This window comes from Pseudomonas sp. NY11955 (assembly GCF_048068035.1).
In the GTDB taxonomy this organism is placed as follows: Bacteria; Pseudomonadota; Gammaproteobacteria; order Pseudomonadales; family Pseudomonadaceae; genus Aquipseudomonas.
On the sequence record NZ_JBLUPS010000007.1, the window covers coordinates 154716 to 169049 of the forward strand.

13 protein-coding genes are annotated in these 14334 nt (G+C 63.2%); 7 read left to right on the forward strand and 6 right to left on the reverse strand.

Translation table 11 applies throughout. The annotated features are described in order from the left end of the window. The first annotated feature begins 6 nt into the window (after nt 1-6). Together moaB and glp are read left to right on the forward strand one after the other, a co-directional pair. The gene (gene moaB, locus ACNFBR_RS15330; RefSeq protein WP_416735672.1) at nt 7-546 is read left to right on the forward strand and encodes a molybdenum cofactor biosynthesis protein B; all 540 of its coding nucleotides are present in this window, start codon (nt 7-9) and stop codon (nt 544-546) included. Further along, on the forward strand, nt 530-1756 hold the full coding sequence (gene glp / locus ACNFBR_RS15335) for a gephyrin-like molybdotransferase Glp (RefSeq protein WP_416735674.1): 1227 nt from the start codon (nt 530-532) through the stop codon (nt 1754-1756). The genes moaB and glp overlap by 17 nt, the downstream gene beginning before the upstream one ends. Here the strand turns inward: glp and ACNFBR_RS15340 are convergent. Beyond that, the gene (locus tag ACNFBR_RS15340; RefSeq protein WP_416735676.1) at nt 1745-2992 is read right to left on the reverse strand and encodes a glycosyltransferase family 4 protein; all 1248 of its coding nucleotides are present in this window, start codon (nt 2990-2992) and stop codon (nt 1745-1747) included. The genes glp and ACNFBR_RS15340 overlap by 12 nt on opposite strands. A gap of 229 nt (nt 2993-3221) precedes the next feature. Here ACNFBR_RS15340 and yegS point away from each other — a divergent pair, with 229 nt between their 5' ends. Next, nucleotides 3222-4109, forward strand: a complete 888-nt coding sequence (gene yegS / locus ACNFBR_RS15345; protein WP_416735677.1) for a lipid kinase YegS — start codon at nt 3222-3224, stop codon at nt 4107-4109. On the opposite strand, the gene ACNFBR_RS15350 is transcribed toward yegS, so the two are convergent. The 3 genes from ACNFBR_RS15350 to ACNFBR_RS15360 all read right to left on the reverse strand — a co-directional run bounded on the left by ACNFBR_RS15350 (nt 4093) and on the right by ACNFBR_RS15360 (nt 6513). Then, nucleotides 4093-4752, reverse strand: a complete 660-nt coding sequence (locus ACNFBR_RS15350) for a response regulator (protein WP_416735680.1) — start codon at nt 4750-4752, stop codon at nt 4093-4095. The genes yegS and ACNFBR_RS15350 overlap by 17 nt on opposite strands. After that, nucleotides 4742-5638 carry a sensor histidine kinase gene (locus ACNFBR_RS15355; protein WP_416735834.1) on the reverse strand — a complete coding sequence of 299 codons (897 nt, stop codon included), beginning with the start codon at nt 5636-5638 and terminating at the stop codon, nt 4742-4744. The genes ACNFBR_RS15350 and ACNFBR_RS15355 overlap by 11 nt, the downstream gene beginning before the upstream one ends. A gap of 365 nt (nt 5639-6003) precedes the next feature. Continuing rightward, nucleotides 6004-6513, reverse strand: coding sequence for a histidine kinase (locus ACNFBR_RS15360; RefSeq protein ID WP_416735683.1), 510 nt, complete (start codon nt 6511-6513; stop codon nt 6004-6006). Nucleotides 6514-6864: 351 nt separating this feature from the next. Here ACNFBR_RS15360 and ACNFBR_RS15365 point away from each other — a divergent pair, with 351 nt between their 5' ends. Both ACNFBR_RS15365 and ACNFBR_RS15370 read left to right on the forward strand, forming a co-directional pair. Further along, on the forward strand, nt 6865-7800 hold the full coding sequence (locus ACNFBR_RS15365) for a chemotaxis protein CheV (protein WP_416735684.1): 936 nt from the start codon (nt 6865-6867) through the stop codon (nt 7798-7800). A gap of 56 nt (nt 7801-7856) precedes the next feature. After that, nucleotides 7857-8660 (forward strand): MOSC domain-containing protein, encoded by an 804-nt coding sequence (locus ACNFBR_RS15370; protein ID WP_416735685.1) that lies wholly within the window; start codon nt 7857-7859, stop codon nt 8658-8660. Nucleotides 8661-8818: 158 nt separating this feature from the next. Here ACNFBR_RS15370 and ACNFBR_RS15375 read toward each other — a convergent pair whose 3' ends face one another. Continuing rightward, complete coding sequence (locus ACNFBR_RS15375; protein WP_416735686.1) at nt 8819-10744, reverse strand: transglycosylase SLT domain-containing protein; 1926 nt, start codon at nt 10742-10744, stop codon at nt 8819-8821. A 210-nt stretch (nt 10745-10954) separates the two neighbouring features. On the opposite strand from ACNFBR_RS15375, the gene ACNFBR_RS15380 reads away from it, so the two are divergent. After that, complete coding sequence (locus ACNFBR_RS15380) at nt 10955-12883, forward strand: ATP-binding cassette domain-containing protein (protein WP_416735688.1); 1929 nt, start codon at nt 10955-10957, stop codon at nt 12881-12883. A gap of 125 nt (nt 12884-13008) precedes the next feature. Here the strand turns inward: ACNFBR_RS15380 and ACNFBR_RS15385 are convergent, their stop codons facing one another. Then, nucleotides 13009-13449: a universal stress protein gene (locus ACNFBR_RS15385; protein ID WP_133970875.1), complete on the reverse strand. Its 441-nt coding sequence runs from the start codon at nt 13447-13449 to the stop codon at nt 13009-13011. Nucleotides 13450-13559: 110 nt separating this feature from the next. Here ACNFBR_RS15385 and ACNFBR_RS15390 point away from each other — a divergent pair, with 110 nt between their 5' ends. After that, nucleotides 13560-13997 carry a hypothetical protein gene (locus ACNFBR_RS15390; RefSeq protein WP_416735689.1) on the forward strand — a complete coding sequence of 146 codons (438 nt, stop codon included), beginning with the start codon at nt 13560-13562 and terminating at the stop codon, nt 13995-13997. The last annotated feature ends 337 nt before the right edge of the window (nt 13998-14334 follow it).

A 14334-nucleotide genomic window follows, 5' to 3' on the forward strand; every position in this document is an offset into this window, starting at 1 on the left:
ACACCCATGAAAGCCAAGGCAGATACCCCCTTCGTGGCGCTGAATATCGCCGTGCTCACGGTCAGCGACACCCGTACCTTCGACACCGACACCTCTGGCCAGCTGTTCGTTGACCGCCTGAGCGCCGCCGGCCACCGCCTGGCCGAACGTGTGCTGCTCAAGGACGACCTGTACAAGATCCGCGCTCAGGTCGCCACCTGGATAGCCGATGACAGCGTGCAAGTGGTGTTGATTACCGGGGGGACCGGTTTTACCGGCCGCGACAGCACCCCTGAGGCGGTGGCTTGCCTGCTGGACAAGCAGGTGGAGGGTTTTGGCGAGCTGTTCCGGCAGATCTCCGTGGCCGACATTGGCACTTCCACCGTGCAGTCGCGTGCCTTGGCGGGGCTTGCCAACGGCACCCTGGTGTGCTGCCTGCCGGGTTCGACCAACGCGGTGCGCACCGGTTGGGATGGTATCCTCGCCGAGCAGCTCGATGCCCGTCATCGCCCATGCAATTTCGTAGCGCATCTGAAGCAGGCAGCGGCCTGTGACAGCCGTGGCTGAGGTCAGTCAGGCCCGGCCACTGATGCCGGTGGAACAGGCTTTGGAGCAGTTGCTGGCATTGGCCGAGGCGGCGCCGATCCGCGAGACCGAACACCTGCCACTGGCCGAGGCTGAAGGCCGCGTGTTGGCCACCGACCTGGTGGCTGCGCTCGATCTACCGCCCTGGCCCAACAGCGCCATGGACGGTTATGCCTTGCGTAAAGCCGACTGGCAGGGCCAGCCGCTGCCGGTCAGCCAGCGTATTTTCGCTGGCCACGCGCCACAGCCGCTGCAACCGGGCACCTGCGCGCGGATCTTCACCGGTGCGCCGGTACCGGAAGGGGCCGATTGCGTCGAGATGCAGGAAAACACCGAAGTACTCGAAGATGGCCGGGTACGTTTTCTCGAAGCATTGCAAACTGAGCAGAACATACGCCCTCAGGGCCAGGAAACCCGCAAGGGTGAGCAGGTAATGAGCGCTGGCACCCGCCTTGGGCCGATCGAGCTTGGCCTGGCGGCGACCCTGGGATACGGCCGCCTGGACGTGGTGCGCAAGGTGAAAGTGGCGGTGCTGTCCACCGGTGACGAACTGGTCGAGCCCGGCCTGCCTCTGGGGCCCGGGCAAATCTACAACAGCAACCGTAGGTTGCTGGTCAGCTGGTTGCAGCGACTGGGCTGCGAAGTGGTCGATGCCGGGATCTTGCCGGATGACCTGGCGCGTACCCGCACCTGCCTGGCAGCCCTGGGAGGCGTAGACCTGATCCTGTCCACCGGTGGTGTCTCGGTGGGCGAGGCCGACTACCTCGGTGCTGCCCTGCGCGAAGCCGGCGAGCTGGCATTGTGGAAGCTGGCGATCAAGCCGGGCAAGCCGCTGACGTTTGGCCACTTCCAGGGCGTGCCGGTGATCGGTCTGCCAGGCAACCCGGCCTCGACCCTGGTCACCTTTGGCCTGTTGACCCGGCCCTATCTGCTGCGGCGCCAGGGTGTGGCCGACATTACGCCATTGCGCTTCGACATGCCGGCGGGCTTTGACTGGCCCAAGCCCGGCACGCGCCGCGAGTACCTGCGTGCGCGCATCGAACAGGGTCAAGTGCGTATCTACAAGAACCAGAGCTCGGGTGTGCTGCGTAGTGCGGCCTGGGCCGAGGGGTTGGTGGAGGTGCGCGAAGGCAGTACACCGAAGCACGGTGACAGCGTGCCGTTCATCCCTTTCAGCGAGCTACTTGGCTGAGCGGCCCAGCCAGGCATTGGCGGGCGGTGCTGCCTCTGCCGGCACCGCCTGGGTCAGGCGCATGTGCACGTTCTCCAGTTGCTGGGCGACCACGCCCCAGTCGTGGCGTTGGCGGGCGAACTGGCGCCCGGCCGCGCTCAACTGGCTCATGCGCCAGGGCTGGTTGAGCAGTTGGGTGATCAGCAGGGCCAGTTGATCACCGTCATCACTGCCCAGGTAGTGCTCACCGTTATTCGCGGCCAGGCCTGAAACGCCCTTGCCGGTGGTGATCACTGGCAAACCGGCGGCCATCGCTTCGAGGATTTTCACCTTCGAACCACCGGCATAGCGCAGTGGTGCGAAGAACAGCGCCGAGCGCCGCTGCAGTTCACGCAGGTCGGGGCGGTAGCCGAACCATTCGATGCGTGGGTCGTTCCAGTGCAGTTTCCAGTTGGCCGGCATGGCATGCCCGGCAATGGCCAAACGCACTGCTGGGTTGCTCATCCATACCTGCGGCATGATGTCTTCCAGCGCCCATTCGATGGCCTCCAGGTTGGCGCCATACTCGAAGTTGCCGACGAACAGCAGGCGCTGGCTGTGCAGCGCTGGTTGCACCTGCTGGTAGAAGTCACAATCCACACCATTGACCACCACGTTCACCGGGCGCCCGCTGATTTGCGCGATCAGCTCGGCATCGTGGGCGCTGACCGCCACCAGCTCGGTAGGTTGGCGCAGCACACGCTGTTCCCAGCGCCGGTAGCGCCAACGGTCGAAGGCGTTGAGCGGGCGTAGCCACAGCGGCAGGCGGTCGTGGCAGGCGCCGCCCATTACCGATTCCAGGGTGTGCTCGCTGAGCATGTAGGGCAGCCCACGGGCCTGCAGGGCTTTTTCGAATGGCTGGAAACTGTAGCTGTGCTCGATCTGGATCACGTCCCAAGGTTCGTCCAGCAACTGCTCGAAGCGGTGCCGCAGGCACGAGGAAAGGCCATTGATGATTGCCCGCATGGGGTAGTCGATGATGGGTGAGGCCAGCAGGTTCAGCGGGCTGTGCAGTGGCCGGCGGGGCAGTACGATCAGGCGTTCGAGCAGTGGTTCCAGGGCATCGCGAGCGGTATCGCTGAGGGGGATCTTCGACTGGACCAGCAGGGTAATCCGGTGGCCGCGTTCGGCCAGTGCGCGCAGCAAGTGGTATTGCCGGGTCTTGTGGCCGCTGGTGGTAGGCCAGGGCAGGTAGGGCAGTGTCCAGAGAATGCGCATCACCCGGGATCCTCGCGAAGGCTGCAGATAGCAAGGCGCGCCCCTTTTCAGCCGTGGTGAAACCACCGCCGGGGCGCGTCCATGGCTGAAGGTGTATTTGCTGAGCATAGCCGCGCATTTCCAGGTGTGGGGGAATTGGCCGGGCAACGCGATTTTTTTGCGGGCATGCAACGATCCGGGCTTGCCGGTGGTCGAGATTTGGGTTGGCCAACTTTAGGGAGACGCGCACATGCATGGGCGCAAGGCAATGCTGGTGCTGCATGGCAAGCAGGCGATGAACGAAGAGGTGCGCGGCGCTGTGCGCGAGCTGCGCGATAGCGGTTGGATGCTGGATGTGCGGGTCACCTGGGAGGCGGGGGACGCCCAGCGGCTGGTCGCCGAGGCGCTGGCGGCGGGCTACAGCCATATCGTTGCCGGTGGCGGGGATGGCACGTTGCGCGATGTAGCCGAGGCGATGGGGCAGGCGGCCACCAACGCTAGCCTGGCCTTGTTGCCACTGGGCACGGCCAACGATTTTGCCAAGGCCGCTGGCATCCCAGTGGAGCCAGCGGCGGCGCTGGCCCTGCTGAATGTCGAGCCACAGCCCATAGATTTGGGGCAAGCTGGCGAGCAACTGTTCCTCAACATGGCTACCGGCGGCTTTGGCAGCCAGGTCACGGCCAATACCTCGGAAGACCTCAAGAAAGTCCTTGGCGCGGCGGCCTACCTGTTCACCGGGTTGTCCCGCTTCAGTGAGCTGCAGGCGGCATCGGTGGAGTTGCAGGGGCCGGGCTTTCACTGGCAAGGGGATTTGCTCGCGCTGGGTATCGGCAATGGCCGTCAGGCTGGGGGCGGGCAGGCGCTTTGTCCCGACGCCGTGGTCAATGACGGTTTGCTCGATATCGCCATCCTGCCTGCGCCACAGGAAGTGGTAGGCGCCCTGCGAGATCTGTTTGCCGGTGACGGCCTGTTCGTTCGCGCCAGGTTGCCGTGGGTCGAGATCAAGAGTTCGCAGGGGCTGGACATCAACCTCGATGGCGAGCCATTGCAGGCTGCCAACCTGCGCTTTCAGGCCAAGCCTGCAGCGTTGCGCCTGCACCTGCCGGCCGGGTCGCCGTTGCTCAATCGTCCAGGCTGATGATTTTCTCGCGCACGGCGAACAGCACCAGCCCGGCCACGTCGTGAATCTGCAGGCGCTTCATGATTTGCGAGCGGTGGGTTTCCACGGTCTTGATCGACAGGCCCAGGCCTGTAGCGATTTCCCGGGTGGACTTGCCACGCACGATCAGGCGCAGGATCTCCAGCTGCCGAGCCGTCAGGTTATGCCGTTCGCCAGCGCCTTGCTTGCCATGTTTGGCGTGGCGCAGTGCCTGGTTGATGACGGTGTGGGCGATGGCCGGGCTGAGGTAACGTTCGCCGTTGCGCACTGCGGCCAAGGCCTGTTCCAGCTCGGTGGCGCTGGTGTCCTTGAGTAAATAGCCATGGGCGCCGCCTTCCAGGGCCCGCATGATCAGGTCCGGGTCGGTGTGCATCGACAGGATCAGCACCTTGCAGGTACTGGTGCTGGCCCGCAGCTGGGTAAGGGCGTCCAGACCGCTGGTCGAACGCATGGAGATGTCCAGCAAGACGATATCGGGGGCCAGTGTGCGTACCTGTTCGAGCAGTTGGTTGCCATCGTCGGCTTCGCCGATCACAGCATAGCCGGGGATGTCGCAGACCAGCGCACGTACACCGGCACGGATCAGCGAGTGGTCATCTACCAGCAGCAGTCTACAGGTCATGGGGGGCAGTACTCCTGGCACGCTGCTGGGTGCGCGGCGGCCACGGGAAGGTGGCCTTGATGTGCGTGCCCAGACCAAGTTGGCTGGTGATGTCGAGGCTACCCTGCAGTGCGGTGACCCGCTCCTGCATGCCGGCCAGGCCGCGCTGGCCAGCCACGGCCGGGTGCCGTGCGGGTACGAAACCTTGGCCGTCGTCGTGGATCGACAGCGTCAGCCCCTCGGGGGTGCGCTGCAGGCGGATGACCAGGTTGTGTGCCTGGGCGTGACGCAGCATGTTGGTCACCGCTTCTTGGGTAATACGGAACACTGCCATGGCTACGGTTTCGTCGATGCCGCCAAGGCGCTGGTTGCATGCCAGGCTCCAGTGCACGCCGCCGCTGGCCAGGGTACGTACCAGATGTGCGCGCAGGCTGGCTTCCAGGCCCAGGCTGGCCAACTGCCGCGGGTTGAGCAGGGCAGACACATCGCGCACGTTGCCCAAGGTGTCATCCAGCGTGCTGCGCAGGGCGTCGCAGTGGTTCTGCAGGTCGTCGGGCATGCGCCGCTGCAGCCACTGCAATTGCAGTTTGGCGGCGGTGAGCAGTTGACCGATGTCGTCGTGCAGTTCCCGGCTCAGGTGCTGACGCTCGTCTTCCTGCACCTTGAGCATGCGCTCGGCCAGTTCAGCCGGGCGCAGGCTGATCGATCTGGCGCCCAGGCCCAACTGCGCGACGGCGCACAGCGTGGCGGCCAGTTGCAATGTCAGCAGGCCGGAGGAGATTGCCTGGTTGTTCAGGTACAGCGCCAGGTTGGCAACCAGAGAAGCCACGCACAGCCCGACCGTTGCCCAACGCAGCAGGGCAGCGCGGGAGCGGCAACGCAGAGAAGTCTTGATGCGTGGGAACATAGATAGGGAAGCCACTGAAGTATTGCTGATGGAGGCCTTGCACAATGCTGGTCAGAGGCTTTGGCGCAGTACTTTCGATGTTTTTTTCAACACGTGATCTTGCAACCTTTCTTCCGGCAGCAAGCGTTTGTGGGGGCGCATATTACCACTTCACAGTGCATCGGTCGCGGCTGGGTAACGCTTTGAAACGCCTGCTGGTCGGGCGGTTTCGAGTAGCAAATTGCCATCTCCTTGATCGCGTCGTATGCACTTGTGTTGCAACTAGCGCGGCCATGTTTCAACGTAGCCCTGGAAAACTCGAAGCACTTTTCAAGTTCGACCATGGTGGCGCTTGAATAAGGGGCTTAGTTGCACTTTGCGTAAGGTCAATGCGTGGGAGTAGAGCGGCTGGGAGGCGTGCCGGCAGCCACGTGACTGCGCGGGTGAATGCATACGCTGCCTTGTTCATTGCAGGGCGCGCAGGCTGGCTCAGCGGGCTGTTGCACGGCCTTGGCCAGCTCACCCAATAGTACCAACTGCTCGCCGATGTCCAGGTTCAACCGCCCGGTCCGGGTGTCGACCAGCTCCAGTTGCCAGTCCAGCAGGGTCAGGCATGCCCCTATCGCGGGTAGGGCCGTACGTTGCAGGCAACCCTCGTGACAGGCTGGGGCGAGCAACTGTTGCAGGGCAGCGGTGTAGTGGGCAACTTCACGCAGCCCCAGCTGTGCGGCCTGTCGGGCGAGGCTGTCGAGGGCATTGTCCAGGCAGCGGCAGGCATCCAGGTCATTGTCGAACAGTTCCAGGTGCTGCAGGCATTCCTGGGCTTGGGTCAGCAGCACTTGGGCATCCAGCAGGAACCCCTGCAGGGCGCCATCGAACGATAAGGCAGTGTCCATCATCAGGTCCCCGTGCGTGGGGTAGGCGCAAGGGGCGGGCACGCCAAAACGATAGCTAGCAAAAGCCTGACTCCATTCATGCAATGAGAATGACGTCACATTAATGGCTAAAGGATATCGCGAACATCAGGTTGCACCCGATTGCTGCTAAGGGTTTCCCTGATGTGCAACTAAGGTGGGGAACTTTTGCAGCGCCCTTGATTTGATCCACAATGCCCGCAGTAAAGCATGATGGCATGGTGATATCAATTGCCCTGGCGGCATTTTCCCGCAGGGGTCAAGGTGTGTGGGGTGCCGCCGATACAGGGTAGATGATTTTACTTTTTCCGACTTGAGCCTGGGGGTTTTCCAATGGCTGGCATTCTCGACACGGTAGACCAACGCACGCAACTGGTGGGTGAGAACCGCCTGGAAATTCTGATGTTTCGACTGGCCGGTCGCCAGCTGTTCGCGATCAACGTGTTCAAGGTGCAGGAAGTGCTGCAGCTGCCCAAGTTGACGCTGATGCCCCAGCGCCATGCCTTCGTCTGCGGTGTGGTCAACCTGCGCGGGCAGACCCTGCCTGTGATCGACCTGTCCCAGGCGATTGGCATGCGCCCGCTGCAGCCAGGGCCGGACAGCACCATCATCGTCACCGAGTACAACCGCTCGGTGCAGGCTTTTCTGGTGGGCGGTGTCGACCGCATCGTCAACATGAACTGGGAATCGATCATGCCGCCGCCTACCAGCGCCGGTCGCCAGCACTACCTGACAGCTATCACCAAGGTCGATGACAAGCTGGTGGAGGTGATCGACGTGGAGAAGGTGCTGGCCGAGATCGTGCCGTACAACGCTCGGGTCTCTGGCGATAAACTCGCCGACCCGGTCCTGGCCCGGGCCCGAGGCCGCGAGGTGCTGCTGGTGGACGACTCCAGTGTGGCCTTGGCGCAATTGCGCGACACCCTGTCCCAATTGGGTATGAAGTTGCATGTGGCCAGTGATGGCCTGAAGGCGCTGCGCCTGCTCAAGGGCTGGGCCGATGCCGGCGAGGACGTGTGCGAGAAGCTGCTGATGGTATTTACCGATGCCGAAATGCCGGAAATGGATGGCTATCGGCTGACCACCGAGATCCGCAGCGATGCGCGCCTGCGCCAGCTTTATGTGGTGCTGCATACCTCGCTGTCGGGCAGTTTCAACGAATCCATGGTGAAGAAGGTGGGCTGCGACAACTTCCTGTCCAAGTTCCAGCCCGATCGGCTGGTCGACGTGGTCAAACAACGTCTGCTACTGGATGTCACCACGGCGTGAACGTTGAGCCGGCCAGGTATAAGCTTGGTTTTTTGGCATGACGCGAGGCGGCAGGGATGTTTCTCAGTGAGTTGTATCGATACCCGGTGAAGTCAGGGCAGGCGCAAAGCCTGCAGGCATCGAATGTGGGGTTGTTGGGCTTGCAGGGCGACCGGCGCTGGATGGTGGTCGAGGAAGAAAACGGACGCTTCCTGACCCAGCGTGCTTGGCCACAACTTGGTCAGATCAACGCCTGCGATGACGACAGCGGCCAGTTGCTGCTGCAGGCCCCTGGGCAGGTGCCGTTGCGGGTGGCTGTGCCGCCTGCCGATGACGCCCTGCGTGGCGTGACCATCTGGCGCGATACCCTGCGCGTGCCGGACGCTGGCGATGCCGCGGCGGCCTGGTTGAGCGAATTGCTGGGCAAGGCCGTGCGCCTGGTGCATTGCCCGGAGCAGCGTGCGCGTTACTTGCCCAATGGTTACGGCTTCAACAGCGACCGCGCGGCGTTTCCAGATGGTTTCCCCTTGCTGCTGATTGGTCAAGGCTCGCTGGACGAGCTCAACCGGCGTATTGGCCGGCCCATGGAGATGCTGCGATTTCGGCCCAACCTGGTGGTGCAGGGGGCGGAGCCTTTTGCCGAGGATGGCTGGAAGCGGGTTCGCATCGGCAGCCTGGAGTTTCGTGTGCTCAAACCCAGTGTGCGCTGCATTTTCACGACTATCGATCCGGCTACCGGGGAGCGCAGTGCCGACCGCGAGCCGATGGCGACGCTCAAAACCTTTCGCGAGAAGGAGGGGGATGTGTTGTTTGGGCAGAACCTGGCGGTGGATGGCGATGGGTGGCTGGAAGTCGGGATGGAAGTCGAAATCCTGGAATAACGGCGTTGCCTGTACCGACCTCTTGGCGGGTGAGCCCGCTCCTGGTAGGAGCAGCCTTGCGCTGCGAAGAGGCCTGTACGGCGGTACAACTTCTTGGCCCCTTCGCAGCACAAGGCTGCTCCTACACGGGAGCGCTGCCAGTGTGGGCTCAGTAACCCTTACATGTCATCGAAATACCGCTCGTGCCAATCCACCAGCGGCTGTGGCGAATTCAGCTTTTGCCCATAGATCACCGAATACGACAGCACGTTCTGTACATACTGGCGTGTTTCGTCGAACGGGATCGATTCCACCCACACATCGAAACTCAGGTGCTTGGCGCCTTTGAGCCATTGGCGCACGCGCCCGGGGCCGGCGTTGTAAGCGGCCGAAGCCAGCACCCGGTTACCGTTGAACTGGCTGTGTACCTGGCTCAAGTAGGCCGCACCCAGCTGGATATTCTTGTCCGGGTTCAGCACCTGCGCCGGTGACGCCAGCGGGATGCTGAACTTGCGCGCGGTCTCTTTGGCGGTGGCCGGCATCAGCTGCATCAGGCCGCTGGCGCCCACCGGCGAGCGTGCGTCCTCCATGAAGGCACTTTCCTGGCGGGTGATGGCGAATACCCAGCTTGAATGCAGGCCGCGAACCTTGGCCTCGCGCACCAGGGTGTCGCGGTGGGCCATCGGGAAGCGGATGTCCAGGTCGTCCCAGTACTGCGCCTGGCTGATGGTACGGATGGCCGGGAAGTACCAGCGCAGCTCGTAGCCCAGGCGTGCCTGGGCAACCATTTCGTCGCGGGTGAAGTGACGGCTGACGTGGTACCACTCGCGGCGGCCTTCGACGATCTGGCCGCGGGCGTGGAATTCCAGTGCGCGCTGGATGCCGGGTGTGTTGCGGACTTTCTTGACCAGTTGCGGGCTCAGCAGCAAGGGCTTGTTGTTCAACTGATACGGTGTCTGTGCCCGGTCGGCGGCGAGGAAGCCATAGAAGTCGCGCTCACGTGCCACGGTCTTGTACAGCAGCGGGATCTGCGGGTTGTTTGGTTGTGCCAGCTCCAGGCTGCGAGCCTGCCAGTACTTCCAGCGGCTGCTGCTGGCCAGGTCCTGGGGCAGGCGCTTGGTCAGCTCGTAGGCGTCCTCCCAGCGGCCCAGGCGCAGCAGCAGGCGCAGGCGCCATTCGCTGACGGTGTTGTCACGCAGTTCAGGGTCGTAGCGGGTCATCAGGTCGAGCGCGCGCGGGTCATAGCGGCGCGCCAGGGTCAGGCCGATTTCGCGGGCGATGGCCACCTTTTCGTCGCGCGAGAAGTGCATGCGCTGGGCATAGTCGTCGAGCAGTGCCATGGCCCGCTCCGGGTCCTGACGGGCCAGGCGGCGCAGGCCGAGGCTGACCACGTCGGACATGGCCTCGTTGACCGGGGTGAAGCGCGAGGGCTGGTTGAGCAGCTCGGGCTTCTGCGCCACGTCGACCAGCAGGCGCCCCTGCGGGGCGAGGGTGGTGAGGGTTTTGACCAGGTTGTTGGCCAGGCCATAGTTGCGTGCCTGGGCCGCCAGCTTGGTACGTTCCCAGCGCTTGGCCTCGGTCAGCTGGCCTTCGGCTGCCCACATGCCGAACAGCGTGTCGCAGGCGGCAGGTTGCGACTTGCCGACGTTCCACAGTTTGTCGGCGGTGGCGTAGCCTTCGGCGCGCAGGCCGTGGCTGAGCTGGTATTGGCCGTTGAGGCAGTCCAGTTCGGTGAAGTTGAGCTTGGGGTCGTAGTACTTGACGAAGGTGTCCCACTCGCCGCGTTCGGCCAGCCAGCGCAACCAGCGCAGCTTCATCCAGTTGGCCTGGGGCAGGTCGCCATGCTTGGCGAGGAAACTTTCGATTTCCTGGTTGCTGGCGCTTTTCAGGCGGGCGGTGAGCTCGTCGTAGGCCAGGTAGGGCGTCAGCGGGTAGTCGCTCAGGGCCTGGGCATAGCGCAGGTACGGGCCTTTGTCGCCTTTGGCCAGCGCACGCTTGGCCTCGTCGTAGTACTGGCGTTGCAGGGTCAGGTCGGTAGCCTGCGCCGCGCAGGTGGCAGCGGTGAGCAGCAGGCAGGATGCAATATGTAACAGGCGGCTGCGCATGATACGTCCGGGCAGTTGAACCATGGGAAAGTGACGGCGGAGCCAGCACTGTTGGAAGCTATTGCCTTAGCTTAGCCGTTTGCCGGCAGCGGGTGAAAGCACTGTGCTTGTATCGGGATATTAAGTTCGACCAGCTGTCACTGGTTGGTCTGGCGGGTGCCGTCGGGGGCCAAGTCAGGTAGAATGCGCGCCCGATTTATGGAGACCAACATGACCCTGCTCAAATTCAGCGATGTGTCCCTCGCATTCGGCGCCATGCCGCTGCTGGACAAAGTGTCCTGGCAGATCGCTCGTGGCGAGCGGGTGTGCATCATCGGCCGCAATGGCACCGGTAAGTCGAGCATGCTGCGCCTGGTCAAGGGCGAGCAGAAGGGCGACGACGGTGAAATCTGGCGTGCCCCAGGCCTGAAGATCGGCGAGCTGCCACAGGAGCTGCCGGTGGCCGACGCGCGCACCGTGTTCGACGTGGTGGCCGCTGGCCTGGACGGCGTGGGCGAGTTGCTGGCGCAGTTCCATCACCTGAGCATGAACATCCAGGGCGACGAAGACCTGGAAAAACTCATGCACGTCCAACACGAGTTGGAAGCCCGCGACGGCTGGCGACTGCAGCAGGTGGTGGAAAGCACCCTCAGCCGCCTGCAACTGCCGGCCGACAAGACCCTGGCCGAGCTGTCCGGCGGCTGGCGCCGCCGCGTGTTGCTGGCCCAGGCCCTGGTGTCCGAACCCGACCTGCTGCTGCTCGACGAGCCGACCAACCACCTGGACATCGGTGCCATCGCCTGGCTTGAAGAGGCGCTGCGCGGCTTCAACGGCGCGGTACTGTTCATCACGCACGACCGTTCCTTCCTGCAGAACCTGGCCACCCGCATCCTTGAGCTGGACCGCGGCGGCCTGATCGACTGGAACGGCGATTATGCGAGCTTCCTGGTGCACAAGGAGGCCGCATTGGCCGCCGAGGAAACCGCCAACGCGCTGTTCGACAAGCGCCTGGCCCAGGAAGAAGTGTGGATCCGCCAGGGCATCAAGGCCCGGCGTACCCGCAACGAAGGCCGCGTGCGTGCATTGAAGGCCCTGCGTGTGGAGCGTGGCGAGCGCCGCGAACGCCAAGGCAAGGCCAACATCCAGATCGAAGCGGCGGAAAAGTCCGGCAAGCAGGTGATGGTGCTGGAGAACGTCAGCTTCCATCACGCGGGCGGGCCGATGCTGGTCAAGGACTTCTCCATGGTCCTGCAGCGTGAGGACCGCATCGGCCTGTTGGGCGCCAACGGCACGGGCAAGACCACCTTGCTCAAGCTGATGCTCGGCGACCTGGAGCCGACTTCGGGCAAGGTCGAGCGCGGCACCAAGCTGGAAGTGGCCTATTTCGATCAGATGCGCCACCAGCTCGAGCTGGAAAAGACCGTGATCGACAACCTGGCCGAAGGCCGCGACTTCATCGAGATCGATGGCCAGAACCGGCACGTGCTGAGCTACCTGGGCGACTTCCTGTTCAGCCCCCAGCGTGCACGTACGCCGGTCAAGGCGCTGTCCGGTGGTGAGCGTGCGCGCCTGCTGTTGGCCAAGCTGTTCAGCAAACCGGCCAACCTGCTGGTGCTCGACGAACCGACCAACGACCTGGATGTGGAAACCCTCGAGCTGCTTGAAGAGGTGCTGTCCAACTACAAAGGTACCGTGCTGATGGTCAGCCACGACCGGGCCTTCCTCGACAACGTCGTTACCAGCACCCTGGTGTTCGAAGGCGAGGGCAAGGTGCGTGAATACGTGGGCGGCTATGAGGACTGGATTCGCCAGGGTGGTTCGCCGAAGCTGCTGGGCGTGACCGAGAGCAAGGGCGGCAAGTCCGAGCTGAATAGTGCCGTGGTGGAGAAGGTCGAAACCAAGCCTGCACCGGTGGCCGCACCGGTGGCGGAAGAGGCTTCGAAGAAGAAGCTCAGCTACAAGCTGCAGCGGGAACTGGAGATGCTGCCGGGGCAGATCGACGAAGTCGAACAGCGCATGGCTGAGGTTCAGGAAGAAGTGAATGCGGCGGGCTTCTATCAGCGGCCGATCGCGGAAACCTCGGCAGTGCTGGCCAAGATCGAGAAGCTGCAAGGTGAGCTGGATGCGTTGGTAGAGCGCTGGGCTGAGCTGGAAGGCTGATAGGCGCTAGCCTGGCCCGGCCTCTTCGCGGGCTTGCCCGCTCCCACAGGATCACCACAGTTTTCAAGGGCTGTGGAGAGCCTGTGGGAGCGGGCAAGCCCGCGAAGAGGCCGGGTCGGGTTAAATCATTCCTTCTTCAGCAAGCGCACCGCCAGCACATCGCACGGCGCGCCATGCAGCACGTCATTGGCGGTTGAGCCCAGCAGCAATGCCAGGCCGTGGCGGCCATGGCTGCCGACCACGATCAGGTCGCACTTCTGGTCCTTGGCCAGTTGGTGGATTTCCTGGCGCGGTTGGCCGTAGGTCAGGTGCGAGTCGCCGCGGTGGATGTCCGGGTACTTGTTGAACAGGCGGTCCATGCGCTCCTTGGCCTGGTCGAACTGCTGTTGTTGCAGTTGCGACAGGTCCATTGGCACGTCACCGCCAAATGCCATGGCCATAGGCTCGACGATATGCACCAGTGAAACCTTGGCATTCGACGGTGCGGCCAGCGCCATGGCGCGCTTGATCACCGGGTCGCATTCTTCGGTCAGGTCGACGGCAACCAGAAGATGTTCGTAGGACATGAGCGGTACTCCTGACAATCGCGATAGAAGAAGTATGGTCGCTTTCGGGCGGGTCTACCGTGAAAAATGGCTAACCAGCTCATTTGCAACGCTTTATGGGAACTACTGATATGACGGTATTGCTGGTGGTGTCAATCCTTGCGCTGATTCTCAGCCCGCTTTCCTGGCTGCGCAGCTCGCGCAAGCAGAGCGAGCAGATGAAGCTGCGCCTGGAGGCTCGGCGCATGGGTCTGGCCATGCAACTCGCGCCGCAGCAGTGGCCTCACTGGCTGGAAAAGGAGCCGCCAAGCCCTTGCCCGCAGTACCATCGAGCCCGGCGGCGTGGGCATGAGGACAGCTTCAGTTTCTGGCAGGTCAGCCCGGGGGTGTGGTGCAACCAGTGGCGCGAACCTTGCGAAGACCCGCGCTTCATGGACGCCTTGGCGCGCTTGCCGGCAAGCGTGTACAAGGTCGAGGCCGATGCGCGGATGATTGCCCTTTACTGGACCGAGCGGGGCGATACGGCGGTATTGCAGGATGTTGCCTACGTCCTCGAAACCCTGGCCTGAACTCATGGGTTAACGGTGTCTGTAGGCGCAGCCTTGTGCTGCGAAGAGGTCGGTATGCCTGATAGAGCATTGCCAGATTTGCCGGCCCTTTCGCAGCGCAAGGCTGCTCCTACAGGTATGGCGTAACCATTAACGGCCTGAAACGACAAAGCGGCGGCTTGGCAGAACCCTGAAGGGGTGGGGTGCCAAGTCGCCGCTTTGCGTTCTGCTGCGCAGAAAAGGCCAGGCAGGCCGGGTATTCATTCAAGCAAGTGCCAGTGTAGCCGCCTGTGCTTGCTGCGCAAGCGCAAAGTTGCAGCACACTGGCAATGCTTGTGGTCAATCGCTGACATGAATG